Origin of the sequence: Pseudomonas sp. (assembly GCF_050739775.1) — a bacterium.
Classification (GTDB): Bacteria; Pseudomonadota; Gammaproteobacteria; order Pseudomonadales; family Pseudomonadaceae; genus Aquipseudomonas.
Genome location: NZ_JBOICA010000030.1, coordinates 1 through 18,097 on the forward strand (window position 1 = coordinate 1; position 18,097 = coordinate 18,097).

At 61.2% G+C, this 18,097-nt stretch carries 17 protein-coding genes; 13 read left to right on the plus strand and 4 right to left on the minus strand.

Translation table 11 applies throughout. From position 1 onward, the window contains the following. Window positions 1-342 precede the first annotated feature (342 nt). The 11 genes from ACRESH_RS16540 to ACRESH_RS16590 all read left to right on the plus strand — a co-directional run bounded on the left by ACRESH_RS16540 (window position 343) and on the right by ACRESH_RS16590 (window position 13,054). Window positions 343-3,063, plus strand: a complete 2,721-nt coding sequence (locus tag ACRESH_RS16540; RefSeq protein ID WP_431742993.1) for a LuxR C-terminal-related transcriptional regulator — start codon at window positions 343-345, stop codon at window positions 3,061-3,063. Between the two features lie 69 nt (window positions 3,064-3,132). Then, entirely contained in the window at window positions 3,133-3,717 is a 585-nt protein-coding gene (locus ACRESH_RS16545; protein ID WP_431742994.1) for an MliC family protein, read from the plus strand. Window positions 3,718-3,797: 80 nt separating this feature from the next. After that, complete coding sequence (locus tag ACRESH_RS16550) at window positions 3,798-4,871, plus strand: diguanylate cyclase domain-containing protein (protein ID WP_431742995.1); 1,074 nt, start codon at window positions 3,798-3,800, stop codon at window positions 4,869-4,871. A gap of 123 nt (window positions 4,872-4,994) precedes the next feature. After that, window positions 4,995-6,602 carry a response regulator gene (locus ACRESH_RS16555; protein WP_431742996.1) on the plus strand — a complete coding sequence of 536 codons (1,608 nt, stop codon included), beginning with the start codon at window positions 4,995-4,997 and terminating at the stop codon, window positions 6,600-6,602. Beyond that, window positions 6,599-7,291, plus strand: a complete 693-nt coding sequence (locus ACRESH_RS16560) for a sensor histidine kinase (RefSeq protein ID WP_431742997.1) — start codon at window positions 6,599-6,601, stop codon at window positions 7,289-7,291. Before ACRESH_RS16555 ends, ACRESH_RS16560 begins: the two co-directional genes overlap by 4 nt. A 213-nt stretch (window positions 7,292-7,504) precedes the next feature. Next, window positions 7,505-8,233 (plus strand): hypothetical protein, encoded by a 729-nt coding sequence (locus ACRESH_RS16565; RefSeq protein WP_431742998.1) that lies wholly within the window; start codon window positions 7,505-7,507, stop codon window positions 8,231-8,233. Between the two features lie 9 nt (window positions 8,234-8,242). Beyond that, window positions 8,243-9,079, plus strand: a complete 837-nt coding sequence (locus tag ACRESH_RS16570) for a DUF6502 family protein (protein ID WP_431742999.1) — start codon at window positions 8,243-8,245, stop codon at window positions 9,077-9,079. Further along, on the plus strand, window positions 9,076-10,665 hold the full coding sequence (locus tag ACRESH_RS16575) for a DUF5666 domain-containing protein (RefSeq protein WP_431743000.1): 1,590 nt from the start codon (window positions 9,076-9,078) through the stop codon (window positions 10,663-10,665). The genes ACRESH_RS16570 and ACRESH_RS16575 overlap by 4 nt, the downstream gene beginning before the upstream one ends. A gap of 91 nt (window positions 10,666-10,756) precedes the next feature. After that, window positions 10,757-11,506, plus strand: coding sequence for a hypothetical protein (locus tag ACRESH_RS16580; RefSeq protein WP_431743001.1), 750 nt, complete (start codon window positions 10,757-10,759; stop codon window positions 11,504-11,506). Between the two features lie 112 nt (window positions 11,507-11,618). Then, window positions 11,619-12,263 carry an MBL fold metallo-hydrolase gene (locus ACRESH_RS16585; RefSeq protein ID WP_157194192.1) on the plus strand — a complete coding sequence of 215 codons (645 nt, stop codon included), beginning with the start codon at window positions 11,619-11,621 and terminating at the stop codon, window positions 12,261-12,263. A 95-nt stretch (window positions 12,264-12,358) separates the two neighbouring features. After that, complete coding sequence (locus ACRESH_RS16590; protein WP_431743002.1) at window positions 12,359-13,054, plus strand: OmpA family protein; 696 nt, start codon at window positions 12,359-12,361, stop codon at window positions 13,052-13,054. A gap of 70 nt (window positions 13,055-13,124) precedes the next feature. Here ACRESH_RS16590 and ACRESH_RS16595 read toward each other — a convergent pair whose 3' ends face one another. The 4 genes from ACRESH_RS16595 to ACRESH_RS16610 are packed head-to-tail and all read right to left on the minus strand — an operon-like array spanning window position 13,125 to window position 16,997. Further along, window positions 13,125-13,703 carry a hypothetical protein gene (locus ACRESH_RS16595; RefSeq protein WP_431743003.1) on the minus strand — a complete coding sequence of 193 codons (579 nt, stop codon included), beginning with the start codon at window positions 13,701-13,703 and terminating at the stop codon, window positions 13,125-13,127. 58 nt (window positions 13,704-13,761) lie between these two features. Beyond that, window positions 13,762-14,664: an acyltransferase gene (locus tag ACRESH_RS16600; protein WP_431743004.1), complete on the minus strand. Its 903-nt coding sequence runs from the start codon at window positions 14,662-14,664 to the stop codon at window positions 13,762-13,764. Window positions 14,665-14,666: 2 nt separating this feature from the next. Next, a complete protein-coding gene (gene pta, locus ACRESH_RS16605) occupies window positions 14,667-16,763 on the minus strand; it encodes a phosphate acetyltransferase (RefSeq protein ID WP_431743005.1) in 2,097 nt (698 codons plus the stop codon). Between the two features lie 33 nt (window positions 16,764-16,796). Continuing rightward, window positions 16,797-16,997: a hypothetical protein gene (locus ACRESH_RS16610; protein ID WP_431743006.1), complete on the minus strand. Its 201-nt coding sequence runs from the start codon at window positions 16,995-16,997 to the stop codon at window positions 16,797-16,799. On the opposite strand from ACRESH_RS16610, the gene ACRESH_RS16615 reads away from it, so the two are divergent. Together ACRESH_RS16615 and ACRESH_RS16620 are read left to right on the plus strand one after the other, a co-directional pair. Further along, a complete protein-coding gene (locus tag ACRESH_RS16615) occupies window positions 16,966-17,451 on the plus strand; it encodes an FKBP-type peptidyl-prolyl cis-trans isomerase (RefSeq protein ID WP_028944158.1) in 486 nt (161 codons plus the stop codon). The genes ACRESH_RS16610 and ACRESH_RS16615 overlap by 32 nt on opposite strands. A gap of 155 nt (window positions 17,452-17,606) precedes the next feature. Continuing rightward, a complete protein-coding gene (locus ACRESH_RS16620) occupies window positions 17,607-18,089 on the plus strand; it encodes a glutathione peroxidase (RefSeq protein ID WP_431743007.1) in 483 nt (160 codons plus the stop codon). The last annotated feature ends 8 nt before the right edge of the window (window positions 18,090-18,097 follow it).

Consider the following 18,097-nt stretch of genomic DNA (forward strand, 5'->3'; position numbering starts at 1 on the left):
AGGTGGCAGCCAGCTCATGCAGTTGGTGGCGCAACAGCCGCTTTGAGCTCAACCGAGTGCTGAACGTAGCGTGGTTTGACAGGATGGGTCTGGTGCGTCTCTCATAACCTCAATCTCTCGAACCGCCCGGTGCGGACCCGCATGCCGGGTGGTGTGGCAGGGGCGCGGCCTATGAAGGCCGCCCCCTATGCCGATTGCGTAGCCTGCCTGGCTCGCTAATATCGCTTTTTGTTGTAGTCTTTTCCCCGCAAAGGGTGGCAATCATCTTCAAATGTGCGTTTTTAACCGTTAGTCTGCCCTGACCCGTACTGCCGAAGAACCTCTAACTAAAACGAGCCGGCCATGACTGATCTGTCCCGTACGCAAGGGTTCGCCAGCCAGGCCATGAGCGTCCTGGAGGGACGCTTCTATCGTCCGCCACTGCCTGAAGGGCACGTGCCGCGGGCGCGTTTGTCCCAGCGGCTGCAATCAGGGCTGGGCGGCCGACTGTTGCTGGTCAATGCGCCGGCAGGTTTCGGCAAGAGCTCCCTGGCCGTGGAGTTCTGCCAGGGCCTGCCCAATCACTGGAGCAGCCTGTGGTTGGGATTGAGCCGTCGTGACAACGATCCGGGACGCTTTCTCGAACGCTTGCTTGAAGGCCTGCAGCAGTATTGCCCGGCGGTGGGCAACCAGGCCCTGGGCCTGCTCAAGATGCGCCAGCGCCATCAACCCTTTGCCTTCGAAGAGTGGATCGATGGCCTGCTCGATGAGTTGGCCCACCACCTGCAGCCACACAATCCCTTGTTGCTGGTGCTCGATGACTACCACCTGGCGCAGGGCCCGGTACTCGATCGCTGCCTGCAGTTTTTCCTCAATCACCTGCCACCGGGGTTGGTCCTGCTGGTCACCAGCCGCCTGCGTCCGGACTGGCACCTGGCGCGTCTGCGCCTGTCGCGCCAATTGCTCGAACTCAACGAACAGGACCTGCGCCTGACCCCCGACGAGTCGCTGGCGGTGTTGGGCCAGCAGTCAACCGGCTTGCGCGGCCAGGCCCTGGACAACCTGATCCAGCGCAGTGACGGCTGGATTGCCGGGCTGCGTTTCTGGCAACTGGCGGCCAGCGAGTCTGGCGCGGACAGTGCGTTGCCCCAGGCTTTGCATGGCGGTGAGGGACTGATTCGCGATTACCTGCTCGAAGAAGTCATCGATATTCTGCCGGCCGAAGTCCAGAGCTTTCTCAACGACACCGCCTGTCAGGAGCGCTTCTGCAGCGACTTGTGCGATGCGTTGCGCGACAGCCACGACAGTGCCGAGATCATCGCTTATCTGCAGGCGCATCAGGTGTTCCTGGTGCCGCTGGACGAACATGGGCGCTGGTATCGCTATCACCATCTTTTTTCCGACCTGCTGCGCAGTCGTCAGCCCAGCCTGCCGCTGTCGAGCCTGCACTTGCGTGCCTGTCGCTGGTTCCATGGCCAGGGCTTGCTCGACGAGGCGGTAGAGCAGGCCTTGCGGGCAGGGCACCTGGATGTCGCTGCCAACCTGGTGCAGAACCTTTCCGAAGAGCAACTGCTGGCCGAGCAGAACGTCGGCATGTTGTTGCGCTGGAAGATGGACCTGCCCGACAGCCTGCTGATCAGCACGCCACGACTGATTGTGCTGTACAGCTGGGCCTTGGGCCTGGCCGGACAACTCGACGCCGCCGAAGAACTGGCCAGTCACCTGAGTCGCTTTCTGCCTGCGCCGTCGGCGACCGCGCAGAAGTCCATGCTCGCGCAATGGTTGGCCTTGAGCGGTGTCATCGCTCGCGGCCGTGGCGATCGTGAGGGCACCCGGTCGTTCTGTGTCGAGGCCCTGCGCAGTCTGCCGCAGAAGCGCTATGGCCAGCGCCTGGTGTGCTTGTCGACACTATCCAACCTGGCCATAGCCGATGCTGATTTTGGACGGGCCCGCAGCTGGAACCGCGAAGCCCTGGAACTGGCTCAGCGGGTTGGCAACCCGCTGTTCGAAGCCCTGGCGCATTACGACCGCGCGCGGGTGCTGCATGCGCGCGGCGAGGTGCTGCGCGCCCTGGATGAAGTGCGCCAGGGCTTGCAGCGCTTGCAGGGCCTGTCAGCGCAACGCTTGTACGCGGCGCGGGCACGCCTGACCTTATACGAAGGCTATCTACTCGCCGCGTGCCTGCAAGCGGAGGCCGGGCGCAGCCGCCTGCGTGCCGGCCTGGTCGAGGCGCGGGCCTGTCGCGACATCAGCGTGCTGATCGGCCACTGTGTGATCGCTTCGCTGGATGGCCGTGAGGGTCGCTTTACCGAAGCTTTCGCCGAGCTGGCCGAGGCCGAACGGCTGATGCACATCTGGGACGTACCGCCGATTTTCTATCTGGCGATGATCACCCTGGTCAAATGCGAACTCTGGCTGGCTCAGGGGCGTACCGACCTGGCCGAGTCCTGGCTGTTGCGCCTGGGCCAGACCTATGGCGGCAAGAAGGCGGCTGCAGCACCGGAGTTCCATCCCTTGTTGCCGTTGCATATCGAACTGCAGCAGGCCTTGCTAGAGCGTATCCAAGGGCGTCTGGAACAGTCCGGACAGCGCCTGCAAGCGTTGGTGGAACGCGGTCAGGCCAGCGGTGGACACATGCTCAGCGTCACTGCACTGTGCCAATGGACAGGTTTGCTACTGGCCAATAACAATGAGAGGCAGGCCCGCGATTTATTGGCGTTGAGCCTGGAAGCCGCACGTGGTGGCGCCTTGCAACCGTTCCAGCGGTTGTTGCAGGAACACCCGCTGTGGCTGCGCGATCAGTTGCTGATACAGCCCGCGAGCCCGACTCAGGCCAGCCTTCTGGCGCTGTTGCCGGTCCTGGATACCCCGGAAGTCGTCAGCGGCAGCTGTGAAGCCTTGAGCACACGGGAGAGGGCGGTGCTGGAGTTGATCGCCCAGGGTTGCTCCAATCAGGAAATCAGCGAGCAGCTGTTCATCTCGCTGCACACAGTCAAGACTCACGCCAGCCACATCAACAGCAAGCTGGGCGTTGAGCGCCGGACCCAGGCTGTCGCCCGGGCGAAGGCCTTGGGCCTGCTCTGACGAGCAGGGCTGCGGGACAAGTTTCTGCTGTACTCTCTGACAGGTTCTTTCCTGGTGGAGGCTTTGCCCATGTTTCGTGCGCGCACCCTGTTGCTGTTGACCTGCTTGTTGTCCACAGGTGCAGCGCTGGCGGCAGAAGGGCCGTCTTTCTCCTGTGACAATGCCCAAGGCATGGCGCTGAAAGTGTGCCAGAGCCCGCAAATGAGCAAACTGGATCGTGACCTCGCAGCACTCTACAAACGCGCGCTCGGGCAAGCCGATAGCGATACGCAAAAGCAGCTCAAGGCGACACAGCGCGGCTGGATCAAAGGCCGCGATGAGTGTTGGAAAGCCAGCGATGTTGATGCCTGTGTGCTTGAGCAATACCAGGTACGCATCGTCAAATTGCAGATCCAGTCAGGTGCGGTGCAGGTGCCGGCAGCCGTCGAATTTGACTGCGATGACAACAGCAAACCCTTCACGGCTGTGTTCTACAACCAGCTCGAACCCCAGGCGGCGGTGCTCACCTATGGCGATGATCAGACCATCGCTATTGCCCAACCTTCAGGCAGCGGTAGCAAGTATGGCGCCCAAGGGGTCGAGTTCTGGGAGCATCAGGGCGAAGCTAAAGTGAAATGGTACGGTGCCGAGCTGACCTGCCAGTCTGTGCGCTGAGGGATAGCCTGCGCCAGGCTTTACGAGGAGCTGAGGATCGAAGATGATGGCTGCTTGCTATCATTGTTGAGCGCTTTGCCATGACGCAGATGCTGTACATCGTCGCGCCATGGATCGGCTTGGGCGTCTTGTCGATCCTGTGGTTTCGTGCGTTGTTGCGTGGGCGTGACCTTCAACGGCAGTTGCGCGAATGCCGCCAGCAGCTTGATGACCTGGACGCTAGCCAGGCAGCGGGTTGCGCTGTGCTGCCGGAGGACATCGAGCGCTACAAGCGCAGCCAGTACTTCGCCCGTATTGGCACCTGGGACTGGGATATCGACACCGAAAAGCTCTATTGGTCTGACGCCATCTATCCCATGTTCGGCTTTCAGGTCGGGGAAGTCGTCCCCAGCTACGAACGCTTCTGTGCCAGCGTGCATCCGGATGACCGCGCCCAGGTCCGCGCCGGTGAACTGCGCTGCATCGAAACCGGTGAAAATCATGATGAAGAGTACCGTGTGGTCTGGCCCGACGGCAGCATCCGCTGGCTGCGCGAGACCGGTAACGTGGTGTGCAACAACCAGGGCGTGGCAGTGAAAATGATGGGTGTGGTGCGCGACATCACCGAGGAAAAGGCTTGGGCCAACCAGCTGCAGAGCTTGGCTCACAACGATGCCTTGACCGGGCTACCCAACCGCCTGGTGCTTGAGCAACGCCTGGCGCTGGCCCTGGAAAAGGCCCGCGAGACAAACACCAGGGTGGCCTTGGCGTTTCTCGATCTTAACGACTTCAAGGTGATCAACGACTGTAAAGGCCATGCCATCGGTGATCAGGTGCTGATGTTTACGGCCAAGCGGCTCAAGCAAATGCTGCGGCCGGCCGATACCGTGGCCAGGATCGGTGGTGATGAGTTTGTCCTGATCCTTGAAGGGTTCTCACCCGGTCTGGGGTTAGAGGAGGAAGTGCGGCTGATCTGCAGCAACGTGATCGAGTCGCTGGCTTTTCCCATGATCATTTCCGGTGAGCTATTTCAGGTAGGCACCAGCTTGGGTGTAGCGATCTATCCGGATCATGCCGCGAGCATGGACACCTTGATTCACCTTGCGGACCTGGCCATGTATGAGGCCAAGCGCAGTGGCGACAATCAGTTCCGGGTCGCTGCAACAGGAGCCTGAGCATAACGTTTGTTGACAGCCCATGGGTGCCGCCCCTGATGTCGTACCATATTTACCCGCGAAGCCAGCCTGTGGTTGTTGAGGTCTGTGCATTTTTTTTATTTGCCATGTCAGGTTTCGTGGATGCAGGTCTACAGCCAAAAAAGTTTTCTGATCGTCGATGATTTCTCGGACTTCTGCAGTTCCGCCCGCTCCATGCTGCGCGAGCTGGGTGTGCGTGATGTCGATACTGCCGACAGCGGTGAGCAGGCCCTGCGCATGTGCGCGCAGAAACGTTATGACTTCATCCTCCAGGACTTCCATCTGGGCGATGGTAAGAAGAACGGCCAACAGGTGCTCGAAGACCTGATTCTCGACAAGCTGATCAGCCATGAGTGTGTGTTTCTCATGGTCACCGCCGAGACTAGCCAAGCGATTGTTCTCAGTGCCCTGGAGCATGAGCCGGATGCTTACCTGACCAAACCGTTCAACCGTATCGGGCTGGCCCAGCGCCTGGAAAAGCTGGTGCAGCGCAAGACCTTGCTCAAGCCGATCCTGCAGGCCCTGGACCGTGGCCGCCCGGCCGAGGTGCTGGCGGCTTGCGCCGAGTTATGCAAGAAGGACCCGCGCTTCGCGCCGTTGTGCTTGCGTTACCGCGCCGATGCGTTGCGCGACCTGAATCGTTATGACGAGCTGGAAAAATTCCTCACCACCATTATCTCCAGCCGGGCCACCCCTTGGGCCTACGCGGCCCTGGGCAACCTGCTGTACAAGCGCAATCAGTTTTCCCAGGCCCAGAGCGTATATGAGCAGGCGCTCAAAGCTTTCCCAATGATGCCTGGTCTTTACGACGGACTGGCCGAGGTGCTGGTAGCCCAGGGGGAAAGCAAGCGCGCCCAGGGCGTGCTGGAAGAAGCGGTACGCCTGTCGCCCCTGGCGGTGCGCCGGCAGATGATGTTGGGCAAGCTGGCGCTGAGCAACGATGACTTCGACACCTCCTCGAAGGCTTATCGGCATGCGGTCAACCAGGGTCAGAGTTCGCGCTACAAGGACCCGGAAAGCAACCTGGGCCTGGTCCAGGCGCTGATGAACAAGAACGCCGGCAACGGCCTGGATGCGCGCACCCGGGTCGAGATCAACACTGTGCTCAGTGAGGTGGCCAAGGAAAATGTCGAGGACCAGGGCCTGCAGGTACGTGCGCGGTTGATGAAAGCGGCGAGCCTGCAACAGGCCGGCGACGCCGAAACCGCCGCCAAGCTGACTGAGCAAGCCATGGCCCGCCTGGACAAGATGGAGCAGTTCTTCTCCGTCGACGCGGCGTTGGTGGTGGCTACCCAGTTGCAGAAGCTCGGCCAGGAATCGGCCGGCACCTCGATTCTGAAAAACTGCGTGGAAACCTACGGCGATGACCCCAAGGTGATGCAGAGCGTTTCGCGCCTGACTGACGACCCGGCAGTGCTGGGGGCGGTGACTGAAGCGGTCGACCTCAACCGTCAAGGCGTGCGCAGCTACCAGGGTGGTCAGCTCAGTGAAGCACTGGGGCTGTTCCGTCGTGCCCTGGCGCTGCAGCCAAAGAACATCAGCATCGCCCTCAACACTGCCCAAGCCTTGTTGCGCATCGGTGGAGAAACACCACCGCCGGCGATCACGGATGAATGCCGCGCCTGCCTGACCTGCGTGGCCGGCATCCCCGAGAGCGACAGCCGTTACGACCGTTACCGCAAACTGCACATCCGGGCCTTTGGCGCATGAACCAGGACAATCAGGGGCTGGATTTCGCCACGGTGATCGCCTCCACCGTACATGACATGAAAAACTCCCTGTCGGCCCTGACCCAGGCCCATGAGCAGTGGTTGGCACGTCTGCCCGAAGCCCAGCGCGGCGGTAGCGAGCAGGGGGTGATGGAGCACGAATTCACTCATCTCAACGGCATGCTGGTGCAGTTGCTGGGGCTGTACAAACTCGGCATCAATCAGCTGCCGATGTGCCCGGATTACCACGAACTCGACGACTTTATCGAGGCGCAACTGGCGGCCCAGCAGAACCTGCTGCAGCACCGCGATATCCTCGCCAGTTGGCGTATTGAAACCGCCAGCCCCTTGGGATTTTTCGACCGTGAACTGGTGAGCTCGGTGGTCGCCAACGTCCTCAACAATGCCATTCGCTACACCGGTCACACCTTGCTGATCACGGTAAGTGACGAAGACGAGCAGCTGTTGCTGAGCATCAACGACGATGGCCCGGGATTTCCGGCGCGTATGCTCGAACGTCAGCATGACTACGTGCAGGGCATTGATGCGCAGAGTGGCAGCACGGGATTGGGGCTGTACTTTGCCGCGCGGATTGCGGCCTTGCACGAGCGCAATGGGGTGAAGGGGCGGATCGAGATCGCCAATGGCGGGGCGTTGGGCGGGGGCTTGTTCAGGCTTTATCTGCCGTGAGCAATTGATCGCGGGGCAAGCCCGCTCCCACCGGGCTTGCCCCGCGAAAATATCTTCCGCTGGTCGGCTTTCCTCTGCGCCGCTTGAATCCCTGGGCGAAGGGGTCTAGTTTTTTTATGTGGGAAAATTTCCCACGATATAAAAAGTACAACAATACCGAACGATTTCCGACTTGATATTGCGTTTCTCGCGGTAATGACCAGGAGACGGAAGATGCAGACTCATCGGCTGTTCAAGAAGGCTCTACTGGCGATGGCCATTGGCGGTGTGCTGTCGGCCTCCCTCGTTTTGATCCCCGATTCGATTACCCAGAACTCTAGTGCCTACGCCAAAGATGGTGGCGGTGGTGGTGGAGGCGGCCACGGTGGAGGCGGCGGTGGTCACGGTGGCGGTGGTGGTGGCCACGGTGGAGGTGGCGGTGGTCATGGCGGCGGCGGTGGCGGCCACGGTGGTGGCGGCGGTGGTCATGGCGGCGGCGGTGGCGGCCATGGTGGAGGTGGCCATGGAGGCGGCAACGGTGGCGGTCACGGTGGAAGCGGAGGTTCAGGCGGCCATGGTGGAAGCGGCAATGGTGGTGGCCATGCTGGCAACGGCAGTGGCAGCAGCGGTGGCAGCGGTCATAGCGGCAGCAGCCATGGCGACGCAGGCCAGGGCCAGGCCGGCAACTCGAACTCCGGGCGTAGCAGCAACCACTCAGAGCCTGGCGATGATCATGGCAATCATGTGGGTGGTGAGCCCGGCGATGACCATGGCAATCATGTGGGCGGTGAGCCCGGCGATGACCATGGTAATCATGTTGGCGGCGAACCTGGCGACGACCATGGCAATCATGTTGGCGGTGAGCCTGGTGATGACCGTGGTAATCATGTGGGTGGCGAACCGGGTGATGACCGTGGCAATCACGTCGGCGGCGAACCTGGTGACGACAACAGCAGGAGCTGATTGACGGCAATGCACTCGCCCACACTCCCTCCTTCGCTGTTGAGCGCTTTGCGACGGGTCATGCGTCCCCTGGTACGCCTGATGCTTCGCAAAGGTGTCACCTATACGGTGTTCGCCGATTTGCTCAAGGAGGTGTTTGTCGATGTGGCTGATCGAGAGTTTCGTCTGGACGACAAAGCGCCGAGCGACAGCCGCATCAGCCTGCTTACCGGGGTCCATCGCAAGGACGTCAGGCGCCTGCGCAAGGAGGGCGACACGGCGAGTATGGCATTGCCGGAGAACATCACCTTGGGCGCGCAGTTGGTTAATGCCTGGACCAACAGCCAGCCGTTTTGCAAGGCGGCTGGCCAAGCGCTACCGCTGCCGCGACTGGCAAGTGTTGGCGGTGATGTCTCCTTTGATGCGCTGGTGGCGCAGGTCAGCACGGACATCCGCGCCCGGGTGGTGCTCGACGAATGGTTGCGCCTTGGCGTGGTGCGGCTTGATGAACAGGATTGTGTGCACCTCGAGGCCCAGGCATTTGTACCGCAGAAGGGCTTTGACGAAAAAGCCGCCTACCTTGCCCACAACCTGCACGACCATGCCAGCGCAGCGGTGCACAACCTGACCGCGCAAGGGCAGCCTTTCTTCGAACGCAGCGTGCACTACGACGCCCTGTCCCCAGTCAGCGTCGAAACCTTACGCGAGACTGTGGCCAGCGAGGGGATGCAGACCTTGCTCGGTTTCAGCCGGCTTGCCGCAGACCTCGAAAACCGCGATCTATCCAGCCCCGATCCACGCCAGCGCATCACCATCGGACTTTATTTCTACACTGAGCCTAATTCGCCGACGGCGCCTCCCCCATGATCTCGCCACTGCGCCGCTTTCATGCTGTCGCCCTCGTCCTGGGTTTCGCGTTGAACCTGGGGTTTCCCTCATGGGGGAACGCAGCACCGGTCTGTGTCAGTCGCGATGAAATCGGCATGACGGACGCTGCGGGCCTGCAGTTTCTGGGCGGCACCGGTGGCACCGGTATCCAGAGCGACAATGGTGGGGTCGGTGGTAGCGGTGCGCCGATCCAGCAGCGGCCCGGTGGAACCGGCGGTACGGGGGCGCCGATCGGGTCGCCGGGCGGTACCGGTGGCACCGGTATCGTCGGCACCATTACCGGGTTTGCCTCGATCTGCGTCAATGGCATGGAAGTGCATTTCGGCAAAGATGTCCCCGTGAGCGAAAACGGCGTCGCCGCCAGCAGCGACCACCTGGCAATCGGGCAAGTGGTTGCGGTGGAGTCTTACCCCAGCAAGCGAGGCCTGGAGGCCGGGCGCATTGCGATCCTGAATGTCTACGAAGGGCCGCTGACGGCGCTGGCAAATGCTGCGTCGCCACTGCGGGTCATGGGCCAGCCGGTGCATCTGGCCAAGGGCGCGCGGGTTGCCGTAGGGCTACGCCCGGGTGAACCGGTCAGGGTCAGCGGGCTACGCAATGCCAGTGGTGAGGTGGTGGCCAGCCGCATCGAGCGGGCACCGGGCCTCAAGCAGGTCAGTGCCATCGGATCGATCGATCGCAGCGGTAGCCTTCAGGGCTTGAAACTGGGGAGCCGGGTGGCGTCTGCGCAGGAAGTGCTTGTCCGTGGTCAGTGGTCCGGCCGCCAGTTGGAAGTCGCCCAGAGCCGGCCTGACCCGAGCCTGCCATTCGCCGGTCGGGTACGCGAGGTGGTGATCGAAGGTCTGGTGCAAGGCCGGCAGGATCGGCGCCTGGTAGTGGGCGGCTTCAATGTGACGGTGGCGCGCGACACGGTGGTTGTCGGTGAGCAGCCCTCCAGGCTGGCACTGAATCAACGCGTACGGGTAAGCGGGGTGCTCAGTGGCGCACGAGAGGTGCGGGCAACCCGGGTCGAACTCCACAGCGAGCGCGCCGATACCTCCGGCAGGGACCATTCAGGACGCAAGAGTGGCACGCACGACGACACTGAACAACGTGACCACACCTCGGGTAGCTCCAGCGACGGCAACAGCGGTCACAGTGGTGAGGCGCGCAGCGAAGGGAGCCACGGTAGCGGTCGTGAAGATAGCGGGAAGTCTGAAGCGGTGGACAACTCTGGCAAGTCGGAGCGCGTTGAGAAAGTCGAGCAACCCGAGAAAGAGGACAACAGCGGGCGGCCCGATAAGGTCGAGAAAGCAGAGAAAGTAGAAAAGGCCGAGAAGGTAGAAAAGCCTGGGAAAGTGGAGAAGGTCGAGAAAGTCGAAAGGCCTGAAAAGGTGGAGAGGGTCGAGAAGGTAGAAAGGCCTGAAAAAGTAGAGAAGGTCGAGAAAGTCGAACGGCCTGAAAAAGTGGAGAAGGCTGAGAAAGTCGAAAGGCCTGAAAAAGTGGAGAAGGCCGAGAAAGTGGAAAAGCCTGAGAAAGTAGAGAAGACCGAGAAAGTAGAGCGCCCGGAACGATCCGGTCGTTAGCCTCAAGCCGCGAGGCCAACCTGCATCCAGTGAATAAACAACTAGGCTGGGTAAGTCCGATAGCGTTTGCCTCCGAGACCTTGAGGTGAAGATGAGACCCACGCTCACTCTGTTTACCGGCCTGCTTGCCAGCGTCTGCGTACCGGCCGTGGCCGAGACCTTCAGCACTGCCATTGGCCTCGATTACTCACGCGGTGACTATGGCACCGAGACCACCTCGGAAATCTGGTACATGCCAGTGGTGGGCAAGTACGAAACCGGCCCCATGACCTACAAAGTCACCGTGCCCTGGCTGCGCATCACCAACCCTGAAGTCGGGCCGGATGGCGATCCATTACCTGGCGGTTGCCGGGACGTGGAAAGCGGCCTGGGCGATACGGTCGCCAGCGCAGGCTATGCCTTGCTCGACGGCAGTGAGGGCGGCGTATTGGTGGATCTGATCGGCAAGGTCAAATTTCCCACAGCGGATGAAGACCAGTGCCTGGGCACCGGCGAAACCGACTATACCGCTCAGGTCGACCTCGCCAGGACCTTTGGCCCGGTGACCGGTTTCGCTACCCTGGGCTGGAAAAAGTACGGCGACCCGCCTGATAGCGATTTCGACGATCCGGTATTTGCCAGCCTTGGTTTCTCTACCCCCGTGGCAGTGCGTACCACGGCGGGCGCCTCCTACGACTGGAGGCAGAAAGTCGTCTCCACGGGATCGCAAATCCAGGAACTCACGCTGTTTGTCACCCATAAGCTCAACCAGCAATGGAAGGTTCAACTGTACGCGGTCAAGGGGTTTTCCGACGCCAGCCCGGATGCCGAGGGCGGGCTGATGGTCTTTCACTCGTTTTGATCGAGTGGATACCAAGGAACTGCATTGATCTGCGTCAGTTCGCTCGTCGTACTATGCTCGCCCACGCTTACCTACTGCGCCAAAATGGGCCACCAATCTTCAAGGAACCTCCATGGAACCCGGAAAACCCTCGCTCATCCGCGAAACCTTCCCCGTCGGCCCGTTGCAGTGCAACTGCACCATCATCGGCGACCCGATCAGTAAAAAGGCCATCGTCGTCGATCCGGGCGGTAACCATGAGCAGATCCTCGCCCGTCTAGATGCACATGGCCTGAAGGTAGTGAGCATCATCCACACCCACGCGCACCTGGATCATTTCCTCGCCTCCGGGCAACTGAAGGAAAAGACCGGCGCCACCTTGCACTTGCACAAGGACGACCAGTTCCTCTGGGACAACCTGGAAATGCAATGCCAGATGTTCGGCGTGCCCTACACACCGGTGCCATCGCCAGACCGTTGGTTGGCCGATGACGAGGAACTGGCCTGTGGTTGCGGCGTGGCGCTGCATACGCCGGGGCACACGCCAGGGTCGATGAGTTTCTGGTTTGCCGATGCCAAACTGCTGATCGCCGGCGATACCCTGTTCCGTCGGGGCATTGGTCGCACCGATTTGTGGGGCGGTGATCAAGCAACTATCGTTCGTTCGATCAAGCAGCGCCTGTACAGCCTGGATGAGGATGCCACGGTGGTCACCGGTCACGGCCCGGATACCCGCCTGGGCGATGAGATGCGCCAGAATCCTTTTGTACGCGCCTGAGGTTTCAGGGAATTTTTTTGTTTTTCTGCAATCCAAGGCTGGCGCAGAACCGCAAATCGGTTTGCTGCACTTTCGAATTCAGTAGGAGCTTGTCCATGTTCACCATGCGTCGTTTGATTATCGTCGCTAGCGTTGCCGCCCTGATGTCCGGTTGTGCCAGCCAGAACCCGTACGACAGCCAGGGCCAGGCGCAACAAGGCTCCACCGGGATGAGTAAAACCGCCAAGTACGGCGGCCTGGGTGCGCTGGCCGGTGCCATTGCCGGTGCGGCCATCGACCATAACAACCGTGGCAAGGGCGCATTGATCGGCGCCGCCGCCGTGGGTGCCGCTGCTGCCGGTTACGGCTACTACGCCGACAAGCAGGAAGCTGCGCTGCGTGCGAGCATGGCCAATACCGGTGTCGAAGTGCAACGTGAGGGCGATCAGATCAAGTTGATCATGCCGGGCAACATCACCTTCGCCACCGATTCGGCGAACATCGCCCCAAGCTTCTACTCGCCGCTGAACAACCTGGCCAACTCCTTCAAACAGTTCAACCAGAACACCATTGAAGTGGTCGGCTATACCGACAGCACCGGTAGCCGCCAGCACAACATGGACCTGTCCCAGCGCCGCGCCCAGTCGGTGGTCACCTACCTGACCTCGCAAGGCGTCGATGCCAGCCGCGTGACCGCACGCGGCCTGGGCCCGGACCAACCGATCGCCAGCAACGCCGACGCCAACGGCCGTGCGCAAAACCGTCGGGTAGAGGTCAACCTCAAACCGATTCCTGGTCAGCAGTACCAGTAAGTTTCAGACGATGTGAAAAGGGGAGCCTGGCTCCCCTTTTTTGTGGGCGCGGGCTGCCCCGCGATCAGCTTTAGTGCTGGGTCGTGATCTTCAGCACATCGGTGAAAACGATGTCGACCGTCTGGCCAGCCTTGAGGTTTTTCATCCGCGCCTGCAGCTCCGGATCTTCAACCTTCACCACTTTCTGCGGGCCTTCAGGAGGCAGCAGGGTTACTTCGTGCGCTTTCAGGTCGACCTTGGTGATCTTCGAGGTGACCTTGACCTGGCGGAAGGCTTCGCCACCCGGGTTGGGGTTGTCTTTGGTAGCGCGGATAACCCCGGCTTCCTTGCTGACACCCGGCTCACCCCCCACGGTGGTATCCAGCACCGTTGCCACAGAGTGATTGACCTTGACGTTGACCAGGTCACCGACCTTGAGGTTGTGCAGGTCCTTGGCGTTCTCGCTCAACTGGATGGGCACCTGAGTGTCATTGGGGCCCGCGACCGTTACCAGGCGCTTATCCACATCGACGGCCAGGACCTTGGTATCGACGATACTTTCACTGGCGATGCCGTCGATCAGAATATCTTCTGCCTGTACCGAGTAACTGGCTGCAGTCATGAGCGAAGCAAGGGCAATGGCCTGGGTCAGGGTGCGCAACGGTTTCATAGGCTTACATTCCGTGTGATGGCTGATGAAGCCAAGAGCATAGATGCTTCTGACGGACTCAGGCGGTGTTGTTTTGCCGCAGTTGCTCAAGCAGGGCATCTTTGTCCTGCCACAGCTGGTTGATCCATTGCTGAAAGGCCAGACGATAAGCCTCATCCTGGTCGTAGTTGTTGCCCAGGAACTCAGCCGGAATCGCCAGTTCTTCCAGATGCACGACGATGTGCTTCACCCGTCCGCACAGCAGATCCCAGAACCCCGGTGCACCGGCTGGGTAGTGAAGGGTGACGTTGACGATCGACTGCAGCTGTTCACCCATGGCATCGAGTACGAAAGCAATGCCGCCCGCCTTGGGCTTGAGCAGGTGCTTGAACGGCGATTGCTGCTGGCGGTGCTTGGCTGGCGTGAAGCGGGTGCCTTCGGCAAAGTTGAAGATGGCGGTGGGTCTGCCGCGGAACTTGGCGCAGGTACGACGGGTGGTTTCCAGGTCTTTGCCGGCTTTTTCCGGGTGCTTGGCCAGGTACGCCTTGGAGTAGCGTTTCATGAACGGAAAGCCTAATGCCCACCAGGCCAGGCCGATCACCGGTACCCAGATCAGCACCTGCTTGAGAAAGAACTTCAGTGGGCGGATGCGGCGGTTGAGCACGTATTGCAACACCAGGATATCCACCCAGCTCTGGTGATTGCTGGTGATCAGGTAGCTGTGCTGGTAGTCCAGCCCGGCCAGACCTTCGACCTGCCAGCGGGTTTGGCCCAGCAGGTTGATCCAGGCGTTGTTGTTGCTGATCCAGGCCTCATGGATATGGCGCATCAGTTCGTCGGTGAGCCGCTGCGCCGCCGCGAACGGCAGGCACAGCTTGAACAGACTGACGATGAACAACGGGGTACAGCAGACAATGGTGTTGAGCCCCAGCAGCACCGAGGCAATCACCCCGCGCAGTGGCGCGGGTAGAAATCCGAGCATGTTCAGCTATCCAGTGAGCGGTTGGCCTGAATCGCGGTCAGGGCAATGGTGTAGACGATGTCGTCGACCTGAGCGCCGCGAGGCAGGTCGTTGACCGGTTTGCGCAGGCCTTGCAGCATCGGCCCGAGGCTTACGCAGTCTGCGCTGCGTTGCACCGCCTTGTGGGTGGTGTTGCCGGTGTTCAGGTCCGGGAACACATACACGGTCGCGCGCCCCGCCACCTGGCTGTTGGGCGCCAGTTGCCGGGCGATTTCCAGGTTAGCGGCGGTGTCGTACTGCAACGGGCCATCGATCTGCAGGCTGCGTTGGCTTTCCTGGGCCAGCAAGGTGGCTTCGCGAACTTTCTCTACTTCTTCGCCACTGGCTGAATCACCGCTGGAGTAGCTGATCATCGCCACCCGCGGGGCAATACCGAAGGCCTCGGCGGAGTCGGCACTCTGCAGGGCGATTTCCGCCAGTTCGCCGGCGGTGGGGTGCGGGTTCATCACGCAGTCGCCGTACACCAGCACCTGCTCGGGGAACAACATGAAGAATACCGACGACACCAGGCTGCAGCCCGGCGCGGTCTTGATCAGTTGCAGGGCCGGACGGATGGTGTTGGCGGTGGAGTGGACCAGCCCGGAGACCAGGCCATCGACCTCGTCCAGGGCCAGCATCATGGTGCCGATGACCACCGGGTCTTCCAGTTGTTGCTCGGCCATGGGCGCGTTCAGGCTCTTGCTCTTGCGCAGGCTGACCATCGGCTCGACATAGCGTTCGCGGATCAGGTCCGGGTCGAGGATTTCCAGGCCCTCGGGCAAGGTGATGCCCTGGGCCCGGGCTACCGCCTGAACGTCGTCGGGTTTGGCCAGCAGCACACAGCGGGCGATACCGCGAGCCTGGCAGATGGCCGCGGCCTGTACGGTCATCGGCTCGGCGCCTTCAGGCAGGACGATGCGTTTGTTGGCTTGCTGGGCGCGCTGGATCAGTTGATAGCGGAATACCGCTGGCGACAGGCGCAGCTCACGCGGCGTGCCGCAGCGCTGGTGCAGCCAGTCGGCGTCCAGGTAGCTGGCAACGAAATCGGTGATGATTTCCGCGCGCTCGCGGTCATCCACCGGGATTTCCTTGTTCAGCTGGTTCAACTGGTTGGCCGTGTCATACGAGCCGGTACTCACCGAGAGGATCGGCAAACCGGCCAGCAATGCACCTTGGCACAACTCGAGAATGCGCGGGTCAGGCTTGCTGTCGCTGGTCAGCAGCAGGCCAGCCAGGGGCACACCGTTGATCGCCGCCAGGCTGACGGCGAGGATGATGTCGTCGCGGTCGCCCGGCGTTACTACCAAGGTGCCGGGCTTGAGCAGTGGCACGGTATTGGCCACGGTGCGGGCACAGATGATGATCTTGTTCATCCGCCGCTGTTCGTAATCACCGGCGTTGAGCACCTGGGCACCGAGCAGTTCGGCCACATCGCGAGTACGCGGGGCGTTGAGCTCGGCCTGATAGGGAATGCAGCCCAGTAGTCGGAAGTCATCGCCGCGCAGCAGTGGCGAGTGTTCCTTCAGGCGTTCGGCGAACACGCTCATGCTCTCGTCGGTGCGCACCTTGTTGAGGATCACACCGAGTACTTTCGGGTCTTTCGGCCCGCCAAACAGCTGGGCCTGCAACTCGACCCGGCCGGAGAGCTCGGTGAACACTTCGTTTTCCGGTGCCGAAACCAGGATCACTTCGGCATCCAGGCTCTTGGCCAGGTGCAGGTTGACCCTGGCGGCATAGCTGGCGTGGCGGGTCGGGACCATGCCTTCGACGACCACCACGTCTTTGCCGACGCACGCTTGCTGGTACAGGGTGATGATTTCTTCGAGCAGTTCATCCAGCTGGCCATCGCCGAGCATGCGCTCGACATGGGCCAGGCTCAGCGGCTGTGGTGGCTTGAGCCCGTGGGTGCGGGCGATCAGTTCGGTGGAGCGCTCGGGGCCAGTGTCGCCGGGGTGCGGTTGGGCAATCGGCTTGAAGAAACCGACTTTCAGCCCGGCACGCTCAAGGGTGCGAACCAGGCCCAGGCTGATGGAGGTCAGGCCGACACCGAAGTCGGTCGGCGCGATGAAAAATGTCTGCATGCGAGCTTCTCGAAATGAGCTGTGCAAAAAGAATCAATTGCCAAGGGTATCGCTATCGGCACCCTGAGCGCACCCGCCACAGGTAAAAGCCCGGCATTGGGCTGGTGGCGGCCTGTCCCGTTTGTCCGGGTTGCGTTCGCTTTCAGGCGATGCGTTGGTTACACTTGTTCGTTCTACATTCTTATGCAAAAGGTCTCGCCCCATGCTGATCGCCGCCAACAAGGCTGTCTCCATCGACTATACCCTGACCAACGACGCTGGTGAGGTCATCGACAGCTCCGCCGGCGGCGCTCCGCTGGTCTACCTGCATGGCGCAGGCAACATCATTCCAGGCCTGGAAAAAGCCCTGGAAGGCAAAACTGCCGGTGACGAACTGGAAGTTGCCATCGAGCCGGAAGACGCCTACGGCGAATACCTGGCTGAACTGGTCAGCACCCTGAACCGCAGCATGTTCGAAGGCGTCGATCAGCTGGAAGTGGGCATGCAGTTCCACGCTTCCGCGCCCGATGGCCAGATGCAGATCGTGACCATTCGCGACCTGGATGGCGACGATGTAACCGTCGACGGCAACCACCCGCTGGCCGGTCAGCGCCTGAACTTCAAGGTCAAGGTCGTCAACATCCGTGACGCCAGCGAAGAGGAAGTAGCCCATGGCCATGTCCATGGCGAAGGTGGCCATCACCACTGATTTTCTGCGCTAAGCTCAGAGAGTCGCGAAGGCGCCCGGGCAAGTCCGTCGCATTCCAGTAGGGGAAGACGGCTTGGCAGGGCGCCTTTTTAATGGGCTGGTGTTACTGATTGCAGCCCGTAGCGGCAACCAGGATCTGGAGAGGGGAGTACGTCATGAGTGCATTTCACGACCTGAAGTTGCAGGCGTTGAATGGCCAGGAGTTGCCTCTGGCGCCGTTCAAGGGCCAGGTGGTGCTGGTGGTCAATGTCGCTTCCAAGTGTGGCCTGACCCCGCAATACGCGGCGCTGGAAAACCTGTATCAGCAGTACAAAGGCAAAGGTTTCAGTGTGCTGGGGTTGCCGTGCAACCAGTTTGCCGGGCAGGAGCCGGGCACTGAAGAAGAAATCCAGCAGTTCTGCAGCCTGAATTACGGCGTGACCTTCCCGTTGGGTAGCAAGCTGGAGGTCAATGGCACTGAGCGTCATCAGCTGTATCGCTTGCTGGCCGGGGAAGGCGCCGAGTTCCCGGGGGATATCACCTGGAACTTCGAGAAGTTTCTGGTTGGCAAGGACGGCCGGGTGCTGGCTCGCTTCTCGCCTAGGACCGCGCCGGATGATGCGGCAGTGGTGCAGGCAATCGAGAAGGCGTTGGGCTGACAGGTCCT

What these genes read in the sequence shown, in the direction of transcription:
- ACRESH_RS16540 (WP_431742993.1), top strand. Translation starts at nt 343, where the DNA reads ATGACTGATCTGTCCCGTACGCAAGGGTTCGCCAGCCAGGCCATGAGC.
- ACRESH_RS16545 (WP_431742994.1), top strand. Translation starts at nt 3,133, where the DNA reads ATGTTTCGTGCGCGCACCCTGTTGCTGTTGACCTGCTTGTTGTCCACA.
- ACRESH_RS16550 (WP_431742995.1), top strand. Translation starts at nt 3,798, where the DNA reads ATGACGCAGATGCTGTACATCGTCGCGCCATGGATCGGCTTGGGCGTC.
- ACRESH_RS16555 (WP_431742996.1), top strand. Translation starts at nt 4,995, where the DNA reads ATGCAGGTCTACAGCCAAAAAAGTTTTCTGATCGTCGATGATTTCTCG.
- ACRESH_RS16560 (WP_431742997.1), top strand. Translation starts at nt 6,599, where the DNA reads ATGAACCAGGACAATCAGGGGCTGGATTTCGCCACGGTGATCGCCTCC.
- ACRESH_RS16565 (WP_431742998.1), top strand. Translation starts at nt 7,505, where the DNA reads ATGCAGACTCATCGGCTGTTCAAGAAGGCTCTACTGGCGATGGCCATT.
- ACRESH_RS16570 (WP_431742999.1), top strand. Translation starts at nt 8,243, where the DNA reads ATGCACTCGCCCACACTCCCTCCTTCGCTGTTGAGCGCTTTGCGACGG.
- ACRESH_RS16575 (WP_431743000.1), top strand. Translation starts at nt 9,076, where the DNA reads ATGATCTCGCCACTGCGCCGCTTTCATGCTGTCGCCCTCGTCCTGGGT.
- ACRESH_RS16580 (WP_431743001.1), top strand. Translation starts at nt 10,757, where the DNA reads ATGAGACCCACGCTCACTCTGTTTACCGGCCTGCTTGCCAGCGTCTGC.
- ACRESH_RS16585 (WP_157194192.1), top strand. Translation starts at nt 11,619, where the DNA reads ATGGAACCCGGAAAACCCTCGCTCATCCGCGAAACCTTCCCCGTCGGC.
- ACRESH_RS16590 (WP_431743002.1), top strand. Translation starts at nt 12,359, where the DNA reads ATGTTCACCATGCGTCGTTTGATTATCGTCGCTAGCGTTGCCGCCCTG.
- ACRESH_RS16595 (WP_431743003.1), bottom strand. Translation starts at nt 13,703, where the DNA reads ATGAAACCGTTGCGCACCCTGACCCAGGCCATTGCCCTTGCTTCGCTC.
- ACRESH_RS16600 (WP_431743004.1), bottom strand. Translation starts at nt 14,664, where the DNA reads ATGCTCGGATTTCTACCCGCGCCACTGCGCGGGGTGATTGCCTCGGTG.
- pta (WP_431743005.1), bottom strand. Translation starts at nt 16,763, where the DNA reads ATGCAGACATTTTTCATCGCGCCGACCGACTTCGGTGTCGGCCTGACC.
- ACRESH_RS16615 (WP_028944158.1), top strand. Translation starts at nt 16,966, where the DNA reads ATGCTGATCGCCGCCAACAAGGCTGTCTCCATCGACTATACCCTGACC.
- ACRESH_RS16610 (WP_431743006.1), bottom strand. Translation starts at nt 16,997, where the DNA reads ATGGAGACAGCCTTGTTGGCGGCGATCAGCATGGGGCGAGACCTTTTG.
- ACRESH_RS16620 (WP_431743007.1), top strand. Translation starts at nt 17,607, where the DNA reads ATGAGTGCATTTCACGACCTGAAGTTGCAGGCGTTGAATGGCCAGGAG.